The sequence below is a fragment of the Spartinivicinus marinus genome (genome assembly GCF_026309355.1).
Classification (GTDB): Bacteria; Pseudomonadota; Gammaproteobacteria; order Pseudomonadales; family Zooshikellaceae; genus Spartinivicinus; species Spartinivicinus marinus.
Window position 1 is genome coordinate 426,497 of sequence record NZ_JAPJZK010000001.1, and the last position, 21,251, is coordinate 447,747.

The 21,251-nt window shown below is 40.7% G+C and carries 16 protein-coding genes; 8 read left to right on the plus strand and 8 right to left on the minus strand.

Annotated elements, in window-relative coordinates:
* The first annotated feature begins 67 nt into the window (after window positions 1-67).
* Entirely contained in the window at window positions 68-1,639 is a 1,572-nt protein-coding gene (locus tag OQE68_RS01930) for an acyl-CoA ligase (AMP-forming), exosortase A system-associated (protein ID WP_180569682.1), read from the plus strand.
* A 52-nt stretch (window positions 1,640-1,691) separates the two neighbouring features.
* Window positions 1,692-2,924: a pyridoxal-dependent decarboxylase, exosortase A system-associated gene (locus OQE68_RS01935; protein ID WP_180569683.1), complete on the plus strand. Its 1,233-nt coding sequence runs from the start codon at window positions 1,692-1,694 to the stop codon at window positions 2,922-2,924.
* Window positions 2,925-2,950: 26 nt separating this feature from the next.
* Here OQE68_RS01935 and OQE68_RS01940 read toward each other — a convergent pair whose 3' ends face one another.
* The 4 genes from OQE68_RS01940 to OQE68_RS01955 form a co-directional block, all read right to left on the minus strand.
* Entirely contained in the window at window positions 2,951-5,464 is a 2,514-nt protein-coding gene (locus tag OQE68_RS01940) for a heparinase II/III family protein (RefSeq protein ID WP_180569684.1), read from the minus strand.
* Between the two features lie 67 nt (window positions 5,465-5,531).
* Window positions 5,532-6,416: a hydrolase 1, exosortase A system-associated gene (locus OQE68_RS01945; protein WP_180569685.1), complete on the minus strand. Its 885-nt coding sequence runs from the start codon at window positions 6,414-6,416 to the stop codon at window positions 5,532-5,534.
* A 32-nt stretch (window positions 6,417-6,448) separates the two neighbouring features.
* Window positions 6,449-7,324, minus strand: a complete 876-nt coding sequence (locus OQE68_RS01950; protein WP_180569686.1) for a hydrolase 2, exosortase A system-associated — start codon at window positions 7,322-7,324, stop codon at window positions 6,449-6,451.
* Window positions 7,325-7,333: 9 nt separating this feature from the next.
* Window positions 7,334-7,579 (minus strand): acyl carrier protein, encoded by a 246-nt coding sequence (locus OQE68_RS01955; protein WP_180569731.1) that lies wholly within the window; start codon window positions 7,577-7,579, stop codon window positions 7,334-7,336.
* A gap of 148 nt (window positions 7,580-7,727) precedes the next feature.
* On the opposite strand from OQE68_RS01955, the gene OQE68_RS01960 reads away from it, so the two are divergent.
* The 4 genes from OQE68_RS01960 (at window position 7,728) to OQE68_RS01975 (ending at window position 13,039) form a co-directional block, all read left to right on the plus strand.
* Window positions 7,728-8,453 carry a GNAT family N-acetyltransferase gene (locus OQE68_RS01960; RefSeq protein WP_180569687.1) on the plus strand — a complete coding sequence of 242 codons (726 nt, stop codon included), beginning with the start codon at window positions 7,728-7,730 and terminating at the stop codon, window positions 8,451-8,453.
* A gap of 18 nt (window positions 8,454-8,471) precedes the next feature.
* The gene (locus tag OQE68_RS01965; RefSeq protein WP_180569688.1) at window positions 8,472-10,193 is read left to right on the plus strand and encodes an asparagine synthetase B family protein; all 1,722 of its coding nucleotides are present in this window, start codon (window positions 8,472-8,474) and stop codon (window positions 10,191-10,193) included.
* Between the two features lie 291 nt (window positions 10,194-10,484).
* Complete coding sequence (locus OQE68_RS01970; RefSeq protein WP_180569689.1) at window positions 10,485-11,093, plus strand: tetratricopeptide repeat protein; 609 nt, start codon at window positions 10,485-10,487, stop codon at window positions 11,091-11,093.
* A 113-nt stretch (window positions 11,094-11,206) separates the two neighbouring features.
* A complete protein-coding gene (locus OQE68_RS01975; protein WP_180569690.1) occupies window positions 11,207-13,039 on the plus strand; it encodes an asparagine synthetase B family protein in 1,833 nt (610 codons plus the stop codon).
* 7 nt (window positions 13,040-13,046) lie between these two features.
* On the opposite strand, the gene OQE68_RS01980 is transcribed toward OQE68_RS01975, so the two are convergent.
* The gene (locus tag OQE68_RS01980; RefSeq protein WP_219340104.1) at window positions 13,047-14,042 is read right to left on the minus strand and encodes a polysaccharide deacetylase family protein; all 996 of its coding nucleotides are present in this window, start codon (window positions 14,040-14,042) and stop codon (window positions 13,047-13,049) included.
* Between the two features lie 4 nt (window positions 14,043-14,046).
* Window positions 14,047-15,396, minus strand: a complete 1,350-nt coding sequence (locus OQE68_RS01985; protein WP_180569691.1) for a putative O-glycosylation ligase, exosortase A system-associated — start codon at window positions 15,394-15,396, stop codon at window positions 14,047-14,049.
* Between the two features lie 545 nt (window positions 15,397-15,941).
* Between OQE68_RS01985 and OQE68_RS01990 the strand changes: the two genes are divergently transcribed.
* Window positions 15,942-17,675 (plus strand): GNAT family N-acetyltransferase, encoded by a 1,734-nt coding sequence (locus tag OQE68_RS01990; protein WP_180569692.1) that lies wholly within the window; start codon window positions 15,942-15,944, stop codon window positions 17,673-17,675.
* Window positions 17,672-18,760, plus strand: a complete 1,089-nt coding sequence (locus tag OQE68_RS01995) for a polysaccharide deacetylase family protein (protein WP_180569693.1) — start codon at window positions 17,672-17,674, stop codon at window positions 18,758-18,760. The genes OQE68_RS01990 and OQE68_RS01995 overlap by 4 nt, the downstream gene beginning before the upstream one ends.
* 5 nt (window positions 18,761-18,765) lie before the next feature.
* On the opposite strand, the gene OQE68_RS02000 is transcribed toward OQE68_RS01995, so the two are convergent.
* Together OQE68_RS02000 and OQE68_RS02005 are read right to left on the minus strand one after the other, a co-directional pair.
* Window positions 18,766-19,962 (minus strand): glycosyltransferase family 4 protein, encoded by a 1,197-nt coding sequence (locus tag OQE68_RS02000; RefSeq protein ID WP_180569694.1) that lies wholly within the window; start codon window positions 19,960-19,962, stop codon window positions 18,766-18,768.
* 74 nt (window positions 19,963-20,036) lie between these two features.
* Complete coding sequence (locus OQE68_RS02005) at window positions 20,037-21,251, minus strand: TIGR04063 family PEP-CTERM/XrtA system glycosyltransferase (protein ID WP_180569695.1); 1,215 nt, start codon at window positions 21,249-21,251, stop codon at window positions 20,037-20,039.

Here is a 21,251-nt window from a genome sequence, read left to right on the forward strand (position 1 = left end):
TACCAATAACTGTTTACGTTTTTTATAATTATTGCAACCGCCAAACCACTTAAGGACGAGCTATTCAATGAGCCAACTTTTACATGAGTTAGCAATCAAACAAAGCGCTATAACACCTAAGGCTGTAGCACTAGGTTATAAAGAACAAGTTTATACATATCAGGAAGTGGTTGATAATATTTGGCAAGTCGCCAATGGCCTGGCCAAACAAGGGCTTAGCCGCCACGAAAGAGTGGCTATTTACCTACCTAAACTACCCGAAACTGTTTTTAGCATGATGGGCACATCCGCGGCAGGAGGTGTATTTGTTCCAGTTAACCCCATATTAAAACCGGAGCAGGTCCGTTATATATTACAAGACTGTAATGTCAGAATATTAATCACCAATGCGGCTCGCTTAAAGCAACTCTCCTCAGAGTTATCTCAGTGCCACGACCTAAGGCAAGTAGTGTTAATTGATGAGATGACCATAGAGCCTAACAACACTCTGCCAATAATCTCATGGCAAGCACTACTGGATAGCTCTCATCAACGACTTGCTACTCATTCAATTGATATGGACATGGCGGCCATTTTATATACATCCGGCAGCACTGGACGCCCTAAAGGTGTCGTGTTATCGCATCGTAATATGGTAACTGGCGCCCATAGTGTGGCAGAGTATTTAGATAACACCCCTCAAGACAAAATATTAGCAGTCCTTCCGTTTAGTTTTGATTATGGGTTAAGCCAATTAACAACCGCTTTTTCTGTTGGGGCTTGCTGTTATTTAATGGACTACTTACTACCTAGAGATGTCATCAAGGCGGTTAATAAATACAAAATCACCGGCTTAGCGGCAGTGCCTCCCTTATGGGTTCAGCTGGCTGACTTATCCTGGCCAGAGGCTACCACCAAGCATTTGCGTTATATCACCAACTCTGGTGGGGCAATGCCCACCGCAACTCTTACCAAGTTACAACAACAACTGCCGAATACTGCCCCTTATTTAATGTATGGCTTAACAGAGGCCTTTCGCTCTAGTTACTTACCTCCCAATGAATTAGCTAAACGCCCTACTTCAATGGGCAAAGCCATCCCCAATGCAGAGCTCCTGGTTATTAATGAAGCGGGGGAAGAGTGTGAAGCTAATGAGCCTGGAGAACTAGTCCATCGAGGTAGCTTAGTTGCTCTGGGTTATTGGAGTGATCAAGCCAGAACACAGGAACGCTTCAAGCCCATACCCAACCCAATTAGCGGTATTCCCATCACAGAAATTGCTGTTTGGTCTGGTGATCTTGTCAAAAAAGATGAAGAAGGCTTCTTATACTTTATAGGTCGCAATGACGACATGATTAAAACCTCAGGATATCGAGTCAGCCCCACAGAAGTCGAGGAAGTCGTTTATGCCTCTAACTTAGTTGGTGAAGTCGCTGCTCTAGGGGTGCCCCACCCACAATTAGGCCAAGCCATTGTACTGGCTGTTACACCTCGAGATACAACCCCTATTGATGAAGTTGCTATCACCAACATATGTAAACAGAAACTACCAGGGTTTATGGTTCCACAACAGATTGCCCGTTTCCAAACTCTACCTAGAAACCCCAATGGCAAAATCGATCGAAAGGCGTTAATTAGTGAGTTATCGAATGATGGATAGGGGCATAACCTGCTTTTTTTAGTACTGATTAAGATTATACAACGAGTCAATTATGCAAAATAAACCTGTTCATACACCATTAAAAGGTTTTACGGTAACCGACAACTGTTTACAAATAGCCGGTAAATCGCTTCCCCAAATAGCCAGTATTGTGGGTAGCACCCCTTTTTATTGCTATGACCGGCAATTGCTTAGCCAGCGAGTTAACCAATTAAAACAAGCACTACCTGAGCCAATTAAACTTCACTATGCCATCAAGGCAAATCCAATGCCGGCCGTGGTTGACCATATGGCCACCTTAGTTGATGGATTAGATGTAGCTTCCATCAAAGAATTACATACTGCACTAAACAGCGGAATGAATAGTAGTAATATCAGTTTTGCAGGCCCAGGCAAAACTAACCAAGAGCTGACTGCTGCCATTGCATCAGCCATTACCATTAATGTGGAGTCTACTGGCGAGTTACATCGTATTGAAGCAATTGGCCAACGGCTCAAGCTTAAGCCCAACATTGCTTTTCGAGTTAACCCTAACTACGAACTAAAAACCTCTGGAATGAAAATGTCGGGAGGCCCCAAGCAGTTTGGCATAGATGCAGAGCAATTACCTGATATCTTAAACAGCCTGAATACAGACCTGATTAATCTGCAAGGTTTTCATATTTTTTCAGGTTCACAAAATTTAAAAGTAGAAGCTCTCATTGAAGCTCATAACAAAACATTTGCTTTAGCAACCGAATTAGCCGCTGTTTCTCCAGTACCATTAATTAAACTCAATATTGGTGGAGGGCTAGGCATCCCCTACTTCCCAGGTGAAACAGACTTAGAGTTAACTCCTATTTGTCATAACCTCTCTCAACTTATTAGCCGATATCACTCAACATTAAGTCACTGTGAATTAGTTATTGAACTAGGCCGTTATTTAGTAGGAGAAGCTGGTGTTTATGTAGCAGAAATTATCGATATTAAGCAGTCTCGTGGTCAGACGTTTTTAATCACCAATGGCGGACTCCATCACCACTTGGCTAATTCAGGTAACTTTGGCCAGGTTATTCGCAAAAACTACCCCGTTTATCTAGGTAACAAAATGAACAAAGCTGACTATGAGCCGGTTCAAATCGTTGGGCCTTTGTGCACGCCCTTGGATACCCTAGGTGATAAAGTCATGTTACCTAAAGCTGATACTGGCGATCTAATAGTGATCACTCAATCTGGTGCGTATGGGCCAACAGCAAGTCCTGCAGAATTTTTAAGTCACCCCCCTGTAAAGGAAATATTACTTTAACGATTAAAAACCCTACGCTAGTTGCTTTATTTATAGGATAGGGCACTAGTTGCTAACTTTTTTAGCAGGCCAATTTGTACATGGGTTGTTTGTGGTGATATTGTCATAACCGCAGTACCTTGCAAATTAGCTACAACTTTCTGGACAGGTACACTATTAGTAATGGACGACTGCCCTTTCACCTCTAGTTGTTGTTTCGGTGCCAGCCCTACTAGATAGATTTTTTTCAATGGTGCCTTCCAGTCTAAATCCAGTTGATTAATCGTAGAATCAGCCAAAAATACGACAACAGAAGACTTCATTTGCACAGCATAATAGTTTTTTTCTGCCTTCAGAACCTTAATGTCACTTTGATTAACCGTTTTTTTACCAATACGAGGCGTTAAAACAACCAAAAACTGCTCTACTTCTTTTGGCTCTGTTGATGTTAGCTCTAAACGCCAGAAACCAGAATCAAACCACTTTTTATCAGATGCTCCCTGATCAAAGTTAATCCCATCCCAAGTATGGCCATCGCCATCAATATCAACATAATAACGATAATTAGGCCCACCAATCACATTTAACTTGCCATTAACTGGTAATAATTTTTTCAAAAATAAACGGCTGTTACCATTGGTGATAATAGCTTCTGAGGCATCTGAAGTTGAAATACCATTGTGAGCTTTACCTTTTATTAACTTCAATCCCTTAACTGCAGGTTGATAAACGCTATGTAATAACCACTTTTTTATATAAGCAGGGCTGGTTGCTGCAATCGTGTCATATATCAACAATTGATCTTGTTCCCGCAAATAAAAAAGCTCTCTAGTAACCTTGTTGACTTTACCTAAATCACCATTATCGTCGTACTCACTGTTATTATAAGCACCTGTTAAGTCTGCATAGAGGTAACTATAAGCTGGGGATAAGTCTGCTCTAGCGATGGTTCCTCCCTCTAAATGCTTCCCTTTATAAAGGTTTTTATACCAATGACTCACTGAAGGAATAGAACTTCCAGTCGGCTGAATAATCCGCTGCCCACCATCTGCCACATTATTTTGAAAAAACTTATTTGGTCTTACCTTTTCCCCAGGGCGCATAATCAACAAGGTATTTTTAGCCACAGAGCGAATTGCATAATTAAGACGATGAGGGGCATCGTAACGACCATAAGTACTACTGTTGATGGCTAAAGGCAGCTGCTTATGAATAGTAAAGTGACCTGCATCATAGTGACCATGATGACTGAATTGGTGCCCAGCACGGAAGCTAATTAAAGTATCTTGATCTGACCAGCCAGAACGAATATATGCCTGATTAAATGCACCTTTACCAAAAATATCTGCAGTAGGGAGATTATTACGAGCGAAAACCAGTTGCTTTGAGTTAACTGGCTGCCTCACAAGTTGAGGATCATTAAATATGCGAAAAGCCCATCGCCACCCATCATAGTAGCTTTGCCCTTCATGGACTTGATACAAATACTCAGAAAACTCAGCTAGTTCACTGTCCTGAGTCAGTTGGGCAATAAAATCAATATAAGGCCGCGAGATATCTTTTAAGTCAATTCGAGAGCCCTCATCACCAAGCCCCTCTATTTTATCATCTGGACGTGTAGCGTAAATTACCCAATAACCTGCTCGGCGAATAATTTCTCGAATTTTTTCTGCCTGCTGACTATGTCGTAAACCATTCACATAGGCCGCTGCAGCCAACGCTATAGGGATAGCTCGGTTCTGAATCCAGTAATTATACCCCTCCGGCCAGGCTTCAGTTAAATCCAGAGCTGCCATCAAGTCCAAAAAGTAAGCTTGACTCCGTTTTAATAATTCTTGCCGGCGCTCACTACTATGGTCCAATACCATGGCCAATAAAAAGGCTTGGGACGCAACTGAAGCACGACCATGCCACATCGATAACCCATCTTCTTCCAGCACATCCAACAAATCTTCAAGTTGCTTTTCTAACCGTTTTTCTATAGCTGCACGGTCTTTTTGACTAAATCCAGGGTATGTACAGGCTAAATCATAAGCCAATGCCAACTTCCATGCATTACCATAATAACCACTGGATTTTGGTGGCATTAAATAAAAATTAAACAAACTCTTAACCAGTTGTTCGCCTATTTCCTTTTCAGGCTTGGTTACCCAACAACCGGCATTTGCTAATACTGACTTATAAACACAAGGATTGACAGAAACAGTTTTGCGCTGTTTAAACAGTGCCATGCGTTCTTGAAAAACAGGGTGTACAGACCTCCCTTGCCAGTTTTGTAAAAAAGTTAAAAAAATGCGGGGATGTTGTGTAACAGGCTGTCCATCAAGCTTATGACTATCAAGATCAGTGGTTAGCTGCTTTGTGGCAAATTCAGAAAGTTGTTTGGTCACAACTCTTGTCGCTTTACTATTTTCATCTTGCGTACTGAGATGGTTATCAACCTGTATCCCACCATAGGCGGCCAAACTCAGTAATACTAACCCCAAAACAAACTTTTTCTTATCTCTAAAGAAGTGCATACGTTTTTCTAGCCCTGAAGGAATACCTTTTTTATAAGGCAACTACCATACCTCTTCAGCAATTTACTGATTGATGATGGGCTGCTCAGACAAACTCACCTGCTCTACTTTAACCACCAACCACATGGTTAATAATCCATTCCACTGTTTGCTGCTCTACCTGGTTACGCCATTTGCCTGTCGAAAAAGTATGATTAGCCTCTGCACAGTGCCATTGGGTAACTGTCGATTTATTTAGCAACTGTCGCCAATGAGGATGGCTTTGAGTAAGCTGAACAAACTCAGCAGCGGTAAGATCATTTCCACTTAATAGTAATAAGGTCTTTCCTGAAAACTTATCCCACCCATAACGCATACGATCTATAAAGTGGCTGGGTTCAACAGGCTTATCAGCCGTTACTTCCTGCTCGTTTCCTTTTAATATTTTTTTACGAGTAACTATAAGTTTGGTGATATTTTGATAAAAATCAGAAGCCACTTGTTTTATTTTCAACTGACCTCGAAACGCCTTGAGCCAGAAATGCTTATCAAATAGCCGCGACCAGTAATAATTTTTCACATATACCTGCGCCAAGCCTGCTTCTGAACGAACCCAAGGATTGGCTAATACCAGGCCTTTTACTCTAGAGTCTCGCCAACCGTAAAACAATGCTGCTGATGCAGCATCACATAGTCCCCACAACACCACCTGTTGTAGCTTGGGTTGTTGATTAAAAAACTCATCTACTGCCGCTTTAATATCATCATTAATGGTTTCAAACCCTTGCAACTCACCAGTACTGTCTCCCATTCCCCGGTAGTCAAAGCGCATGACGGCAATACTCTGCTTGACCAGCGCCCGAGCCAATAGGACAAACTGACGATGACTACCTGATTTCATCTGAGGGCCACCCACTATGATTAATACACCAGTATCAACCGGCTCTGTTGGTTGGTGAATTACACCTATAAGCCTTTCATTTAAACAGGGGAAAATAACAGGTTGTTCATTCATGGCATTATTGATTCAACATTGAAACCAGTAAACTAGCTTTCCATACTGACTACGGATTGCTTTAGGGCAGACTTAATCAACAGTTGAGGTAGATAATGAAGGGTCTGCTCAATAAACCCATCACCTGTCGTCAACTCCTGTGTAGACCAAAAAGGGTCTGTCACAATATTCGTTTGATGTAATTTATTATGATTCTGTTGCCAAGCAGCTATTGTTTTTTGACTGGGTAAAGATAAAGATGCTCCCGTTTCACGAATCATTTCCAGCCAAACCACCTGAGCTGTTAACGGCAGTAACTGTTGAGTTAAGTCTATTTGGTCAATGGCACTGGTTAGTTGATTAGGAAGTAAATAACCTGCTACCTCTAAGCTGCCTTCTTTTACCAGCTGTTCACGTAATAATTTAACCGTTTCACCGGTTTGCTTGTCTAATAAGTCAGCGGCTAATCGCATTCTTAAAAATTGCTGTAAAAATGGCTGACCTTTAATGATGGGTTGCCATAACAATAAATGAGTATTTTCCGGCGATGGTAAGCGATTAAGATAATCAACCGCTAAACAAGCACCTAACCGCAACCCCCATAGTACAACGGGCAGTGGTTCAGTCATTAGCCAATCCATAACTGCCTGGATATTGTTAAGCCAAGTTGGCCAGTCAACATCAACTAACAGTCCTTCGCTATCCCCAGTCCCAGATAAGTCAAAAACGACTACCTGCCAGCCTTGTTCCGCCATCAGCCTAGCTTGCTTACTAATTATGTGACGGGATTTATTCATCTCTTCAGCAAATGCCGGAATATGAACGATATAGCCTTTGGTAGAGATTGCTGATGGCGGTACATAATGCACCGCATACAAGTGCCCCGCTGGGGTTGAGAGGAAGTGAGGTGAAATTTGCAGCCTATCCATGGCAATCAACTAGGCTTTTGCTTGAACAAATTCACATAGGCTGCCTAAGGACTCAAATACCTCAGCACTGATTTCATCATCATCAACCACAAACCCAAATTGCTCTTCTAGTGCAGTGATAACGGTGACGACAGCCATCGAATCAAACTCTGGTATTGCACCCAGTAGCGGCGTTTCTTCATTAGCTGCTGACAACTGATCTCCCAGCTGCAACTGGCTAACCAGAATTTGTTTCACATCATTAATCACATCCATTACCAATAACTCCATGGTTTTTATATGCTATAGGGTATTAAAAACTGAGTGCTAGAATGTTAGCACCAACATTATTTTAAAAACATAATGTTTAACTATATTTTTTAACTATTTATCAGCTTATCAGCAATTACATCTGGGAAGATATATGCTCACCAAGCTTCGCAAACTAACCCAGGAATTAGGTTGGCTAAACGGCTTACTTTATCTGTTACACACCAGTTTAAACAAGTTGACTCGGGGACACTTCCGAATCATAAAGTACTATTTGTATTATCAACCTATCCCTGAAACCCCTTTACTCCCTCCTAATCGGGGCAAGCAGATAGAAATCAAAACAATCACTGCCAATGATACCACCTGTTTTGCAGACTTCCCTCGGCCTTTAACAGTAATTAAGCGTCGCTTTGACCAGCAAGGTCAATGCTTTGCCGCTTATCTTAAAGATAACTTTGTAGGCTATATCTGGATTAGTCAAGTAGACTACCAAGAAGACGAAGTGAAGTGTTTATTTTCACCACGACCAGCTGAACAAACGGCCTGGGATTATGATGTTTACATTACCCCTGCTGCTCGGCTTGGCTTTACTTTTCCTAAACTTTGGCAAACGGTTAATGAGTACCTGGCTCTACAAGGCGTTAAGTGGACCCTATGCCGAATCTCAGCATTTAACATCGGCTCCTTAGCGTCTCACCAACGTTTAGGAGCGACTCGTATGGGAGCTGCCACATTCATTTGTGTTGGCTCTTGGCAATTAATGCTAGCCAGCCATGCGCCTTATATACACTTATCAATAACACAAAAGCACACTCCACAACTATTATTACCAATCAAGTCGATTGCATCCTCTGTTGAGCCAGTTCAGCCATCTTAGCCAGAAAGGGAAATCTATATGGGTGCCTTTGCCTTGATAAAGGAGTCAGCCTTTAATTTTATTGAGCCTATTAAACAATCATTACAGCAGCAAGGTTTTCAACAGCCAATATCACTGAGCCGGAAGGGTTTTGAGCTTATTATTTGCCCCAAGCAGGTTAACCCCGTTACCAATTACTATGAAAATAGTGAGGGGAGTTTCTGTGTCGGTCTTGGTACCCTTATGTACCAAGGCTTACATGGTGAGCCTGCATTACAAACATTGCTTGATGATTTCAACAAGCGTCCAATCCCTCATAACCGTTTTTACGGCACTTTCAGTGTACTCATTTATAAGGCAGGTCAGTTATTTTGTTTTACTGACAGTCTTGGTTTATACAAGGTCTACCATAATTTAGAGCAATCTATCCTATCATCCTCTTTCCTAACCCTTCTCACCACAACCCAGCAACCTACCATTAACACACAAGGGGTATATGAATATATCTTTCAAGGCGCCACCTTTGGTACAGAAACAGTTATCAACCAAATAGCCACCTTAGAACCTCACTGGCTTTACCAGCTAACACCAACCCCTAAAACAGACTACCGGGCTTGTCACCCCCGATTTAAAGCAGCCTATGGGCCACTGGATATTTTGGTTGAAGATAGTGTTGCTAATCTTAGGGAACAGTTCTCTGTGATTAATCAATGCTTTGGTAACAAAATTGACACTGCCTTAGCAGGGGGCTATGACTCCCGACTAATATTAGCCTTACTAAGAGAACAAGGCACTAACCCCCATCTGTATGTTTATGGAAAAAGTACAGACGTGCATACTCAAATTGCGAGAGCAATTTGCGAACAAGAAGGTTTGCCCTTACAACAAATAGATAAGCAACAGTCACCACCACTTTCACCGGCAGATTTGGCTGAGCAGGTCAGTCAAGCATTTTATTTATTCGATGGCTACCCTATTGACGGTGTATGGGGCAATGGTCAGGACTTAGCTACCCGTAAGCAGCGTAGCGAAGGGGGAAGATTAACACTCAATGGTGATGGTGGTGAAATCTACCGTAACTACTTTTATCTATCTGATCGGCCCTACACCATTCAGCAGTTTTTATGGAGTTTTTTCAGTCAGTTTGATCCTGCCATGTGCAAACCAGCATTTCAGCCCCAGCAATATCACCGTCAGCTTGCGGAAAAAATAAAAGCAACTCTCAATCAAACCCGTAACCGGTTAAACCGCACATCCATTGAGTATTTATATCCTGCTTTTTGTTGCCGGTTTTGGGCTGGTCGGAATAACAGTCTGAACAATCGGTTTGGGTTAACACTTACACCGTTTATGGAAATGAACAGTGTAATAACAGCTGTTAATGTTCCCATCAAGTGGAAAAACCATGGTATTTTAGCGGCAAGAATGATTTTTAACATTGACCCCATATTAGCAGGTTATCCGTCAGATTATGGTCATCATTTCGCTGCTCCACCACCATTAAAACGCAAGCTTAAAGATTCACTTATTACTATGCGCCCCCCTAAACTCAGACAACTGATATATCGAATAAAACATCATCGCCTGTCATTACAACGACCTGACTATTTAACTTCAGAATATTTAAGCCAACTTCTCAATGTTGAGTTTCCTTATCTTGCCCATTATGTAAAAGTTGATAAAGTCAAAGACAATAAACAGTTTAATCGAGTGTGTACACTTGAGTTACTATTTCAGCGATATAACGTAAGTATTAACTGATTTACACTATTCACCATCTACCGTATAAGTCCATGCAAACCACATAATACCCAGCACTATATTTATTATTTTTTCTAGTTTGTTAAAAATATTATTGCCCAGATATAAATTAATTGTTGTATCCTCAGCTCACGCCCAGCTTTTTTCATAATTTATCATCTTTAGCTGTTAATCGACTTCTTATATACTAACTCTTAAATACTAAAAATATTGAGTTAACCACTCTTACGGTATAACCATGGAGAATTTTTTGCATAAGGTTATGTGGATATTCACTTTGAGGGATTATTTATGCAAGCTAAATGGTTAGTATTTACAGCACTCTTTTTAACTAACAGCTGGGCAGGTGAATTTGAGTGTGGTAGTTTAACAAACCAGTATGGCCCATATGACTACACCAACCCAGAGCATTTTAAAAACAGGCTGCCTATTGTCGAACAGTTTCACTTTAACCGAGACGTCGAATCTTTAAACAAAGGCATGACTGGTCATGTACTGGGCGACATTACTTACACTTTACGCGCATTTCCTAACCACCATCGAGCCCTATTTGCAGTTGTCAGATATTACACTGGACCGGATACTGAATATAGCAAGGAACATATGTCAGCCGAGTGCTTTTTTGATAGAGCTTTACGGTTCAAGCCGAATGATGCTGTAGTTCACATGTTGTATGGTATTTACTTACATAAAAAGCAAAAACATGATGAAGCACTAAAAAAATACCAAAGAGGACTACAACTCTCTCCTAATTTTGCTGAGCTTCATTATAATCTGGGCTTGCTTTATATTGACATGAAGAAACTGCAAGAAGCCAAGAACCACGCTCAAAAAGCTTACCAACAAGGATACCCGCTTGCTGGACTTAAGCAAAAACTGAGTGATGCTGGCGTATGGTAACTCCTACTCTGTCAGCAAGTGAATAATGCTGGCTAGTTAACATGCTTGGCCATTAGACAGGTTTGCTTGCTTAAAAAATTAATGCTCTTATTGCTTGTCATAAAGGATGTCCCATGATTCCATTTGGTGGTTGGCTAACCCCTCATCCACTTAATGAAGGTAGTGCTGTTGAAACACTAAAAACCTTACTACCTTGTCCCAAACACCACTCACTAGAGACGTTTGTTAACACTAATCTCGCTCTCATTAACACGGCTGACCACACCAGTCACCTGGCTCAACAAGATAGCATTACCGTATTGATTAATGGCTACCCTCAGTGGGTGGAAGCACCTTACAACCACATCAGCAATAAGCAAAATCCAGCGGCTGCCGCAATCACTGCTTATCAGGCTATTGGTTTAAACTGTTTAAGCAAATTACATGGCCAGTTCAGTCTGTTTTTATATGATCACCAACAAGATACGTTTATCTTAGCCACTGACCGAATGGCAACCCAGCCTGTTTATTATCAGTTACACAGCAATCAGCTTTTTTTTGGTAGTTTTGCTTCAGTTATAAAAAACCACCCAGATAGCCATACAGCACTGTGTAACCAGGCAATATACAACTACCTTTACTTTCATATGATTCCCAGCCCAGGAACCATTTACGACAGTTTATATAAGCTAGAGCCAGCGCAATATATTTGTTATCAATCAGGGCAATTCAATAAAGGTTACTATTGGTCTCCATCATTTACAGACAGAAGTCAGTTAACCGACAACGAGCTTGCAGGGCTTATTCTTAGCACCCTGAAAAGTGCTGTTTCCCGTGCAAATCAACAAGGCTCTGTCGGCAGTTTTCTAAGCGGTGGTTTGGATAGTTCAACAGTATCAGGCTTACTTAGTGAGTTAAGCAGCCTGCCTGCAAAAACCTTTTCCATAGGTTTTCCTGTCGAAAAATATAACGAAATTGAATACGCCCGCCTTGCAGCAAAGCACTTTAACACTGAGCAACATGAATATTTTATTCAACCAGAAGATATTCTTAGTCATTACCAACAAGTGATCACTGGCTTTGATGAGCCATTTGGTAACTCTTCTGCTCTACCGGCTTATTTTTGCGCCAAGCTGGCTAAGCAACATGGAGTTGATGTAATGCTGGCAGGTGATGGCGGTGACGAACTTTTTGCTGGTAACACTCGCTACCAGAAACAAATCATTTTTGAGCTATATCACCATATTCCTGGCCTGCTTCGTCAGCGGGCATTAGAGCCTGTGGTTCGTCAGCCTTGGTTTAGTAAACTACCACTAGGGGGTAAAGCTTACAGCTATATTGACCAAGCCAATACCCCATTACCAGACCGTTTGGAAACATACAATTTTCTGCACCGCCATAGCCCAGTAGAAATATTTAGTTCAATGTTCTTACAGGACGTTGACGTTCAGCTGCCTTTACGCGAAATCCAACAGACCTACCAGCAACCAGACAAAGCTGACTATATCAGTCGAATGTTGTTTTTAGATTGGAAACGCACTTTGGCTGATAACGATTTGCCTAAAGTCAATCGTATGTGCTATTTAGCAGGTATCGACGTACGCTACCCCATGCTAGATGACGAGCTGGTAGATCTGTCGTGTGTTATTCCCTCAAGCCTTAAGGTGAACTTAACCCAACTGCGAGGTATTTATAAGCAAGCGGTTAAAGGCTTTTTACCCGATGCGATTATCAACAAATCTAAACATGGCTTTGGCCTACCTTTTGGAGTGTGGACCAAAGATCATCAGCCCTTACAAACAATGGCCTATGAAGCCATCGACTATCTGGTAGATCAGCCCTATTTTAACCCTGACTTTTTAGTTAACGCTAAAGCTATGCATCAACAAGGCCATAGTGCTTATTATGGTGAGCTGATTTGGTTGTTAATGACCTTGGGCAGCTGGTTAAAAACCCATATAAATTAAGCAACTGCTAAGCTGCTAGCTCTGGATGGGTTCTGCGATATTGAAAGACTAACCTCGCCATAAACTTATCAGGCTGTTTATCCCAAGGCATAAAACGAGGCAGCTGGTAAATGTCACTGTGGGCAGTGGCCACACCCCAGGCGGTCGTTACAGCCGCCTTAAACCCTAGTCGCCGCATCATTTTCACATGATCAATGCCATAGTCTTGTTTGGGCCGGCCATTAGGGTAGGCAAATAATGTAACAGGCTCACCAATAATAGCCTCTAACTGTTGCTTACTATCAGCAATCTCTTTTTCTGCTTGTTGTTTATTCACCTTTTGAAGTATCGGGTGATTACATGTGTGTGCTCCCACCTCCATGCCAGCCTGGTGTAATTGTTTGACCTGGCTTGAAGTCATCATCAAGTCTTTTGGTAACGACACACCGGACCGCTTTACAACTTCTGCCACCAATTGTTGACGCTGTTCAAACGATCGATACTTTAGTTGCTTTAATAAATAATGAGTGGCTTGATCTCGATCAGCCATTGAGTGTAGGGAGAGGTTTTGCAGCCTTAAATCAGTTAATGAGATATCCCTTTGATCTGTATGATAAATAGATTCAGAAACCTGATCATTCCACATACAACCACCATCCAGAAAACCGGTAGCAATAAAGAAAGTGGCTGGTATTTGTAACTCCTGCAAGATAGGTAGTGCTACTGTCGCATTATCTGCATAACCATCATCAAAGGTCACCGCAACAGCTCTGGGTGGTAGGCTATTATTCTGCAACAGCTCTAACGCCTCACTAAAAGGCAGCACATTAAAGTGTTCTCTGATTAAGTCCATCTGCCACCGAAAGGTGCTCGCATCAATAATGCTTGCACCTCTTCCTGTAGGTTCAGCTAAAACCCGATGGTAAATCAAGATCGCTAGCCGCTTCTGGCTGGCAAATTGACTTAACCCTTGTGCTACCCACTGAAGGGAGCGGCGCATGACTGGAGACGATTTCAACTTCATGTAACTACTTTTCCCAAGGCCATTTTTGTGATGATATAGGGGGTTCCGTGGAAAACTTTGCTATTGATGCCTGGTTCACCTCAACTGGCCTAGCCAACTCTTTCTTAACCCACAGTTGAGTCACTACCAACAAACAAACCAAATGGTAGGGTAAGTCAAAATAGCCTAATCCTAAAAATGCACCACCCGTTGCATAAGCCACAAAGCTCACTTGAATCATTTTAGCCAACTGATTCGCCCATAGCATGTTGGTTTGATCATTAGTGTGACGAATGATCCAACTTCCTGTTCGCCAGGCAAGCAAATACAATAATAAGAACAAAAATAGCCCTGGAAATCCTTGCTCTCCCAACACTTCAAAATAAATACTATGGGCATCAAATACCCGAGTAGGGTCTGAATAAAGAAGGAAGTTCTCTGGTGTCCAGCAATTAAAACCTCCTCCCGTTACCCTTGCTTTAGCAATATTATAGGCCATAGTCCAAGCACTGAGCCGCCCTTTGCCAGACTCATCTATCTCGGCCTCTTCTTCTGACTGGGTAATATATTTCCCTACGAAAGGAATTGACCCCATCCGCTCAACCCAGTGATCTGGAACCAGTGGTACCATCACTAATAATCCAACCAAGCCAGCCATAGCGATTGGCAACTTATATTTACTTTTTGTCCATAAGAATGCAAACATACATAGAGAGGCTAAGAAAGCACCTCTGGAGAAAGTACTGATCACTGATACGATACAAAGTAGAATGGATCCCAGCAGTAGCCGCTTTACCCATTTATTACTGCTGGTAGAAAAGAGATATACAAATAATGGGATGACCATTAACAGCGCAACACCTAATTCATTATTACCGGTAATTACAGATCCAGGAGGCCCCCACACACGATATTGCATACCCGTAAGTATTGAAAAAAAGCCACCTTTAATACCAAAAAAACCGATAGAAAATGCAATAATCCATACCAGAGTCTGAATTCTTTCTTTGCTTTGAATCAGAATCATGGAAAGACAAATCAAGAATTGAATTTTTAATACATCAGTATAACTTCTCCACGCAAAATCAGGGTAAACGGACAGCGCTGTACTAACTCCCATCCACAAAATAAAAAGAATTAATACGACTGTCACTGGAGTTAATGGTAACTTCTTATTCTCTTTAGAACACAAAAAAGCAAGGATGGTTACAATTGCTACAACAAATGCAAATGGGAAATTATAAGCAAAGCCCCACCCTAGCCGGTGTGGATTCATGTAGCCAATCCAGGCTGAAAAATAAATACCCACATGTGGGTTCATGAGAATATAAGGGATGGCAGCAAATATAATAGCTGAAACCAATAAGTCACGCATAAAACAATCGATCTTTAACTGTCATTGACACAAGCACAATATAATGCATTAGACTTGCTTACTTCTCATAGTCCTTTCAGGGGTTGCTAATTAATAATAGCGTAGAAAGCTATTTTAAACTCATTAATTATCAACCCTTTTAGCCGTTGTAAAAACTCACTCTAGGTATGCCAATCTGCTTCCAGTCATTATTTTGCAATTAATATTTATTTTCAAAAACATTACAAAAACTAAAACCCGGTCAATGTGATTACTTACCCTTATGATTTCTAAGCCACACAACCAAGCAGCTAAAAGCTCTCTATAAAAACCACAATAAAATGCAAGCAATCACTTAAAAATCTATTTTCAGAAAACCATAAAACAGATGACTACTATGATTTTTATTTCACCGTGAAGTATACTGTATTTAGTACCTTAAAATATCTAACCAAACCAAACCAAACCAATAGAAAATAAAAACCAACCGATACTGAACATCAATCAAACAGCTCTAAATATAAACATTAAAACACTTAAAATAACAAATCAGGCAATTAATCATCATGGATACATCGCTCGTTACTGGCCTAGCTGCAGAGCAACTACTGACAAATGAGCAGTTCATTAACCAGTGGCAACAATTATATAACCAGTCCTCTATAGCTTTTTCTTTTCAATCACAGCCTTATGTGAACAGTTGGTGGCAAGCTTATCATCATAATTATGACTTAGCCTTTTCATTAGGGTATCATAACAATCAGCTGGTAGCCTGTTTGCCTCTTTGTATCAGGGGCAACCAAATTACCGCAGCAGGCAATCATCAGGCAGAGTATCATGCTTGGTTAACAACCCCAGAAAAACAGTATGACTTTTTATCTGCACTGGTTACTGACATACAGCAGGTATTCCCTGACAGCCAGTTAAATTTAAAATACCTCCCAAAGTCACTACTTATTCACACGCTAGAAAAAGATAGTGGGCTTACTGAACACCTTATCATCAATAATTTTCAACGCCCTCTCATGAAGCTAAATGCAAGTGACATTGATCAAGCACTAGCAAAAGAAAGTAATAAAAATAACATTAATCAATTAAAAAGCTTAGGTGAACTTAAATTTACTCATATAACTGAGCCTAAAGCAAAAATCCACTTATTCAAACAATTAGCCCCTCTTTATGATTTTTATCAAGGAGCAATAAATAACTTTCTTCCTTTTAGCCAGGATACAGCTAAATTTCAATTCTTCACAACACTTTGTCAAACACTAACCAGTCAGCTTCATTTAACTGGGCTTTGGCTAGATGAACACTTAGTCTCAGCTCAGCTTGGCTTTATTAGTAAAAATACGCTTCATTTAGGCATTTTATGCTTTGCGCCTCAATACACACGGTACTCACCCAGTGAACTTCACCTGTTATGGCTAGCAGAACAATTACTTCAAGAAGGTTATCAATATCTGGATTTAACCCCGGGTAACGCCCCATGGAAAAAGCAATTCACTAATGAATACGACAATATGGTGGAGCTTATTTATTTTAGTAATATCAAACACAAGCAAAAACACGAAAAAAACCAACATACAACTGAAACGATTAAACGTTCAAGCACACAAATTGGGTTAACTTCAGAACGTTATCACAGTATTTTATCGCTACCGCATAAGATCACTTCTACTAAAGCCTTGAAGGCAATAGTAGAACAGTATTATTGTGATGTAGAACTAAGAGTTTACCAGTTCAAAAATGAGTCCAATGTTAACGCTAAAACCCCCTCTGCAAGCCCTGATAATAATACAACAGTTACTTTTAATACATTTAACTTACACGATTTAACTAAATTTAGTCCAGAGTTTGACTGGCAAAGTCGACAACAATTTTTAACTGAATGTAGTCAAAGACTAGAGGATGGGGAAATCCCCTATAGCTATGTCAATAGCTATAAATTACTGGCATGCGCATGGTTAACACCCAATACTAATCAAGCTTATTTCAATGAAGTAAAACAAAAAATCACTTTTCCAGCAAATAGCGCTATATTACATAGCTTCTACACTCCCCCTGCAACTCAAGCTCAAGACCTATACCACAATTGCATCCAACAACAGGTTAATAATGCTTTTTCCGAACATAATGCCAAACAATTATTTGCTGTAGTAAGAGCAGACAACCTTTCTCTTTGTCAATTAATTGAAAAAAACAGCTTTGAGTATGTTGGTTCTTTACATTACAAACATCATTTTAGTAACGAAATAAAATCTCAACAGCTACCCGATTATTTAACAGTAGCCAGCTCATGAACAAGCTAGATTATTTACAAACATTAAAGCGTATGGGTGCATTCCAGCTCACAAAACCATTCGCTAAAAATAAACTGTTAATTTTATGCTACCATGCTTTTGAATTAAGGGATGAATGTCAGTTTCGCCCATCACTTTTTCAAAAACAGGCTACTTTTCATAAACGCCTGAAGATGTTGCTATCAACAGGTTATCGTGTATTACCACTTGATGAAGCGATTAGCCAGCTAAAAGCTAATCGGCTCAGCGGTTTAAATGCCGTTATTACTATTGATGATGGCTTTCAAAGTGTCTACCAACTTGCTTATCCCGTATTAAAGACTTTTAAGTTACCAGTAACTGTTTATATCACCAGTTACTTTCAAACAAAACAAACACCAGTATTTCAATTAGCAATACAGTATATGTTTTGGCGAAGCAAGCGTCTTACTCTTGATTTAAGTGTCATTAAAAGTCTAGTAAATGATAGCGCCATTAATTTTAGCAATAACCGTTATGAATTAATGCAGCAACTAATTAAGCTAGGTAATGAAGCTAAGCATAATGAGTTTAGAGAAGCATTAGCTGAAGCAATTGGTCATATGCTGGGAGAAGATTACCAAAGCATAAGAGACGAAAAGTTATTTACATTAATGACCGATGACCAGCTCTCCGATTCCCTTGAAGATTTAGTTGATATACAACTACATACCCATCGTCACCAGCTCCCTCTGTCAGAAGAAGAAACCATAAAAGAAATAAACGAGAACAGACAAGTATTAACTCGAATTACATCGGGACACCTCAATCATTTTTGTTATCCTAGCGGCGAATGGGACCTGCAACATTGGTCTTGGCTGCAACAAGCCGGCATTACCAGCGCTACAACTTGCCAATCAGGCTTTGTTAATAGCCGCAGTCAACTATTAGCACTTGACCGTATTTTAGATGGCGAAAATTTAACAGAAATCCAGTTTGAAGCTGAGTTACATGGTGTCGGTGAGCTGGCGAGAAAAATAAAAAAACTGGCTAGTTATACCCAAAACATCAAATATTTTAGAAATAGCCGTCAACCAATAGCCCACGAGGCTATCAGTAATAGATAATGAAGTTAAACGGAGTGTGCCTGGCTATGATCAAATGCATTAACAACCTGCTCAAAAATGGCCTGTTGAGCTGCACTCACTTGAGGCCAGCTATACTGCTCTGCGTAAGCTCTCACCGACTCTCGTGACGCAGGGGATAGTTGCTGGTCTTTTACTGCTTTAACAATAGCCGCAACAGAGCGTTCTGTTAATAGCGTTCCTGCTACTGAACTTGTTACTAACTCACTCACCCCCCCTACATTATTGGCAATAACAGGGTTACCACAGGCCATCGATTCCAGTAGCACATTAGGACACCCTTCTCTTCGAGAAATTAAGGTTAATACATCAGCTGCATTATAATAATCCACCAGCTGGCGCTGCTGTAAATTACCTAAGAATTTTATCCGCTCAGATACCCCTAATGATTCAGCCAGTTTTTGATACTTGGTTTTTTCAGGGCCATCACCAATCAGCACCAGCTCTACACCAGGTAACTGAGATAGAGCTTCTATCACTAAGTGATGACCTTTCAGTTCAATCATATTACCCACAGAAAGTAACGTAAATTGCCTTAGCCCTAATTGCTGGCGTAACTGCTGGCGGTTTTCCAACAGTTGAAATAATTGTAAGTCCACACCATTCAGTAATACATCAATGGGTGTGTCAATTGCTAACGACAGCATCTGTTGCTTCAGTGCATCACACACCGCAATTAAATGACTAGCTTGTTTCGCTGCCTGCTGTATCAACTTCCGTGGTTTCTCATATTGAGGTATAAAACTGATATCTTGGCCTCGGGCTGAAATAACAACCGGTTTATTAAAATATTGTCCTAGCCAGGCAGCCACCACACCATCAGGATAAAAGTAATGGCCATCAATGACATCAAACTGCAAACCATTGCTTATTAATTGTTTTATAAATCGCTTAGCTGCCTCAAACATCAATTTAGGCTGCATATTCATGCCTATTTTCGGTATATTGACATAACGAGGATGATAAACCTGGATGCCATAGCGGTTTTCTTCAGTAGGTATCTTGTTGTAAACGGCGTACTGACCAAAACATGAGTGAGAAAAAGGAAACCAGGGCACAGGAGCTACTACGGTTGCTTGATTACCTGTGTTAGCGACATATTGTCGAGTACGGTTTTCAATAAAAACCCCATGGCGATGCTGCAAAGCATTAGGATACAGAGCAGTAAAAACGAGTACTCTCATATAAGCAGATGTAAAAACTTATTGGTCTTGTAAATGTTGAATTAACAGCTGATTTAATACTTTCATTTATAATATTAATTAGCCATTTGAGCTAATGCTTGCTGATAAACACTCTGATAATGACTAACACTACGCTCCCAAGTACGCTCCGTTTCTACATAGTGGCGCCCATTTTGTAATATTTGTTGCCATTGCTCTCGATTAGTTTGAATCGCTTTAATTTTTGCAACCAGATCACTGGTGTCATCTTTTTTAAACAACAGTCCATTATGGCCATGCTGAATCAACTCACGATGCCCCCCCACATCAGATGCAACTACCAGCTTATGCTGAGCCATTGCTTCAAGTGGCTTCAAAGGTGTCACCAACTCCGTTAATCGCATTGACTTACGAGGGTAAACAAATAAATCCACTACACTATAATAATCTTGTACCTGGCTATGGGGCACTCGTTCAACCATAATAATTTTATCTTTTACGGGACTATTGGCAGCCATTGCCTTTAATTTTGCTTCTTCAGGGCCACCTCCCACCAACAACAGACAACTGTTGGGTATTGCTGCAACTAGTTCAGGCATAGCGTTAATGAGTGTGTCCAAGCCTTCATAAGCATAAAAAGAGCCAATAAAGCCTAATACCAACTTATCCTGCAATTGGTGTTTAGTTAAAATAGCTTGCTGTTTTTCGAGTAATGGTTGGAATCGTTCGGTATCCACTGCATTGGGAATGACTGTAACAGGCACTAAGTGCTGGCTTCGTCCAGCCATTTCCAACTTCAACCCCTCACAAATGGTAGTTAGCCCCTGTACCCGCTTTAACACAAATGTTTCTAATGATCGAGTCAACTTATATCGCAAACCACCTTCAACAGAAGTACCATGATCAACCGCAGCATCTTCCCAGAAAGCTCTGACTTCATACACGACAGGAATATTTAACTTTTTGCCTGCCAACCAGGCTGCCGCACCATTTAACGCTGGTGAATGGGCATGAATTAAGTCTGGCTTTATTTCCTGCGCTACCTGTTGAATTTGTTTAGCTAATATTGGAATAATTGCCAGTTGATTGACCACAGGCATTTTACTTAGCCAACTAGATAATGGTGGAGTACGATAAAAATCTAACCCGTCAACTGTCTCCTGTAATAATGACACTGCCCCCTGCTTGGGGCTGGTTAGATGAAAGGTTTCCCAGCCTAACTGTCGCTGATGTAATAAAATAGAGCGGGTTCGGAAAGTATAACCACTGTGCAGTGGTATTGAATGATCAAGAATATGTAATACACGCAT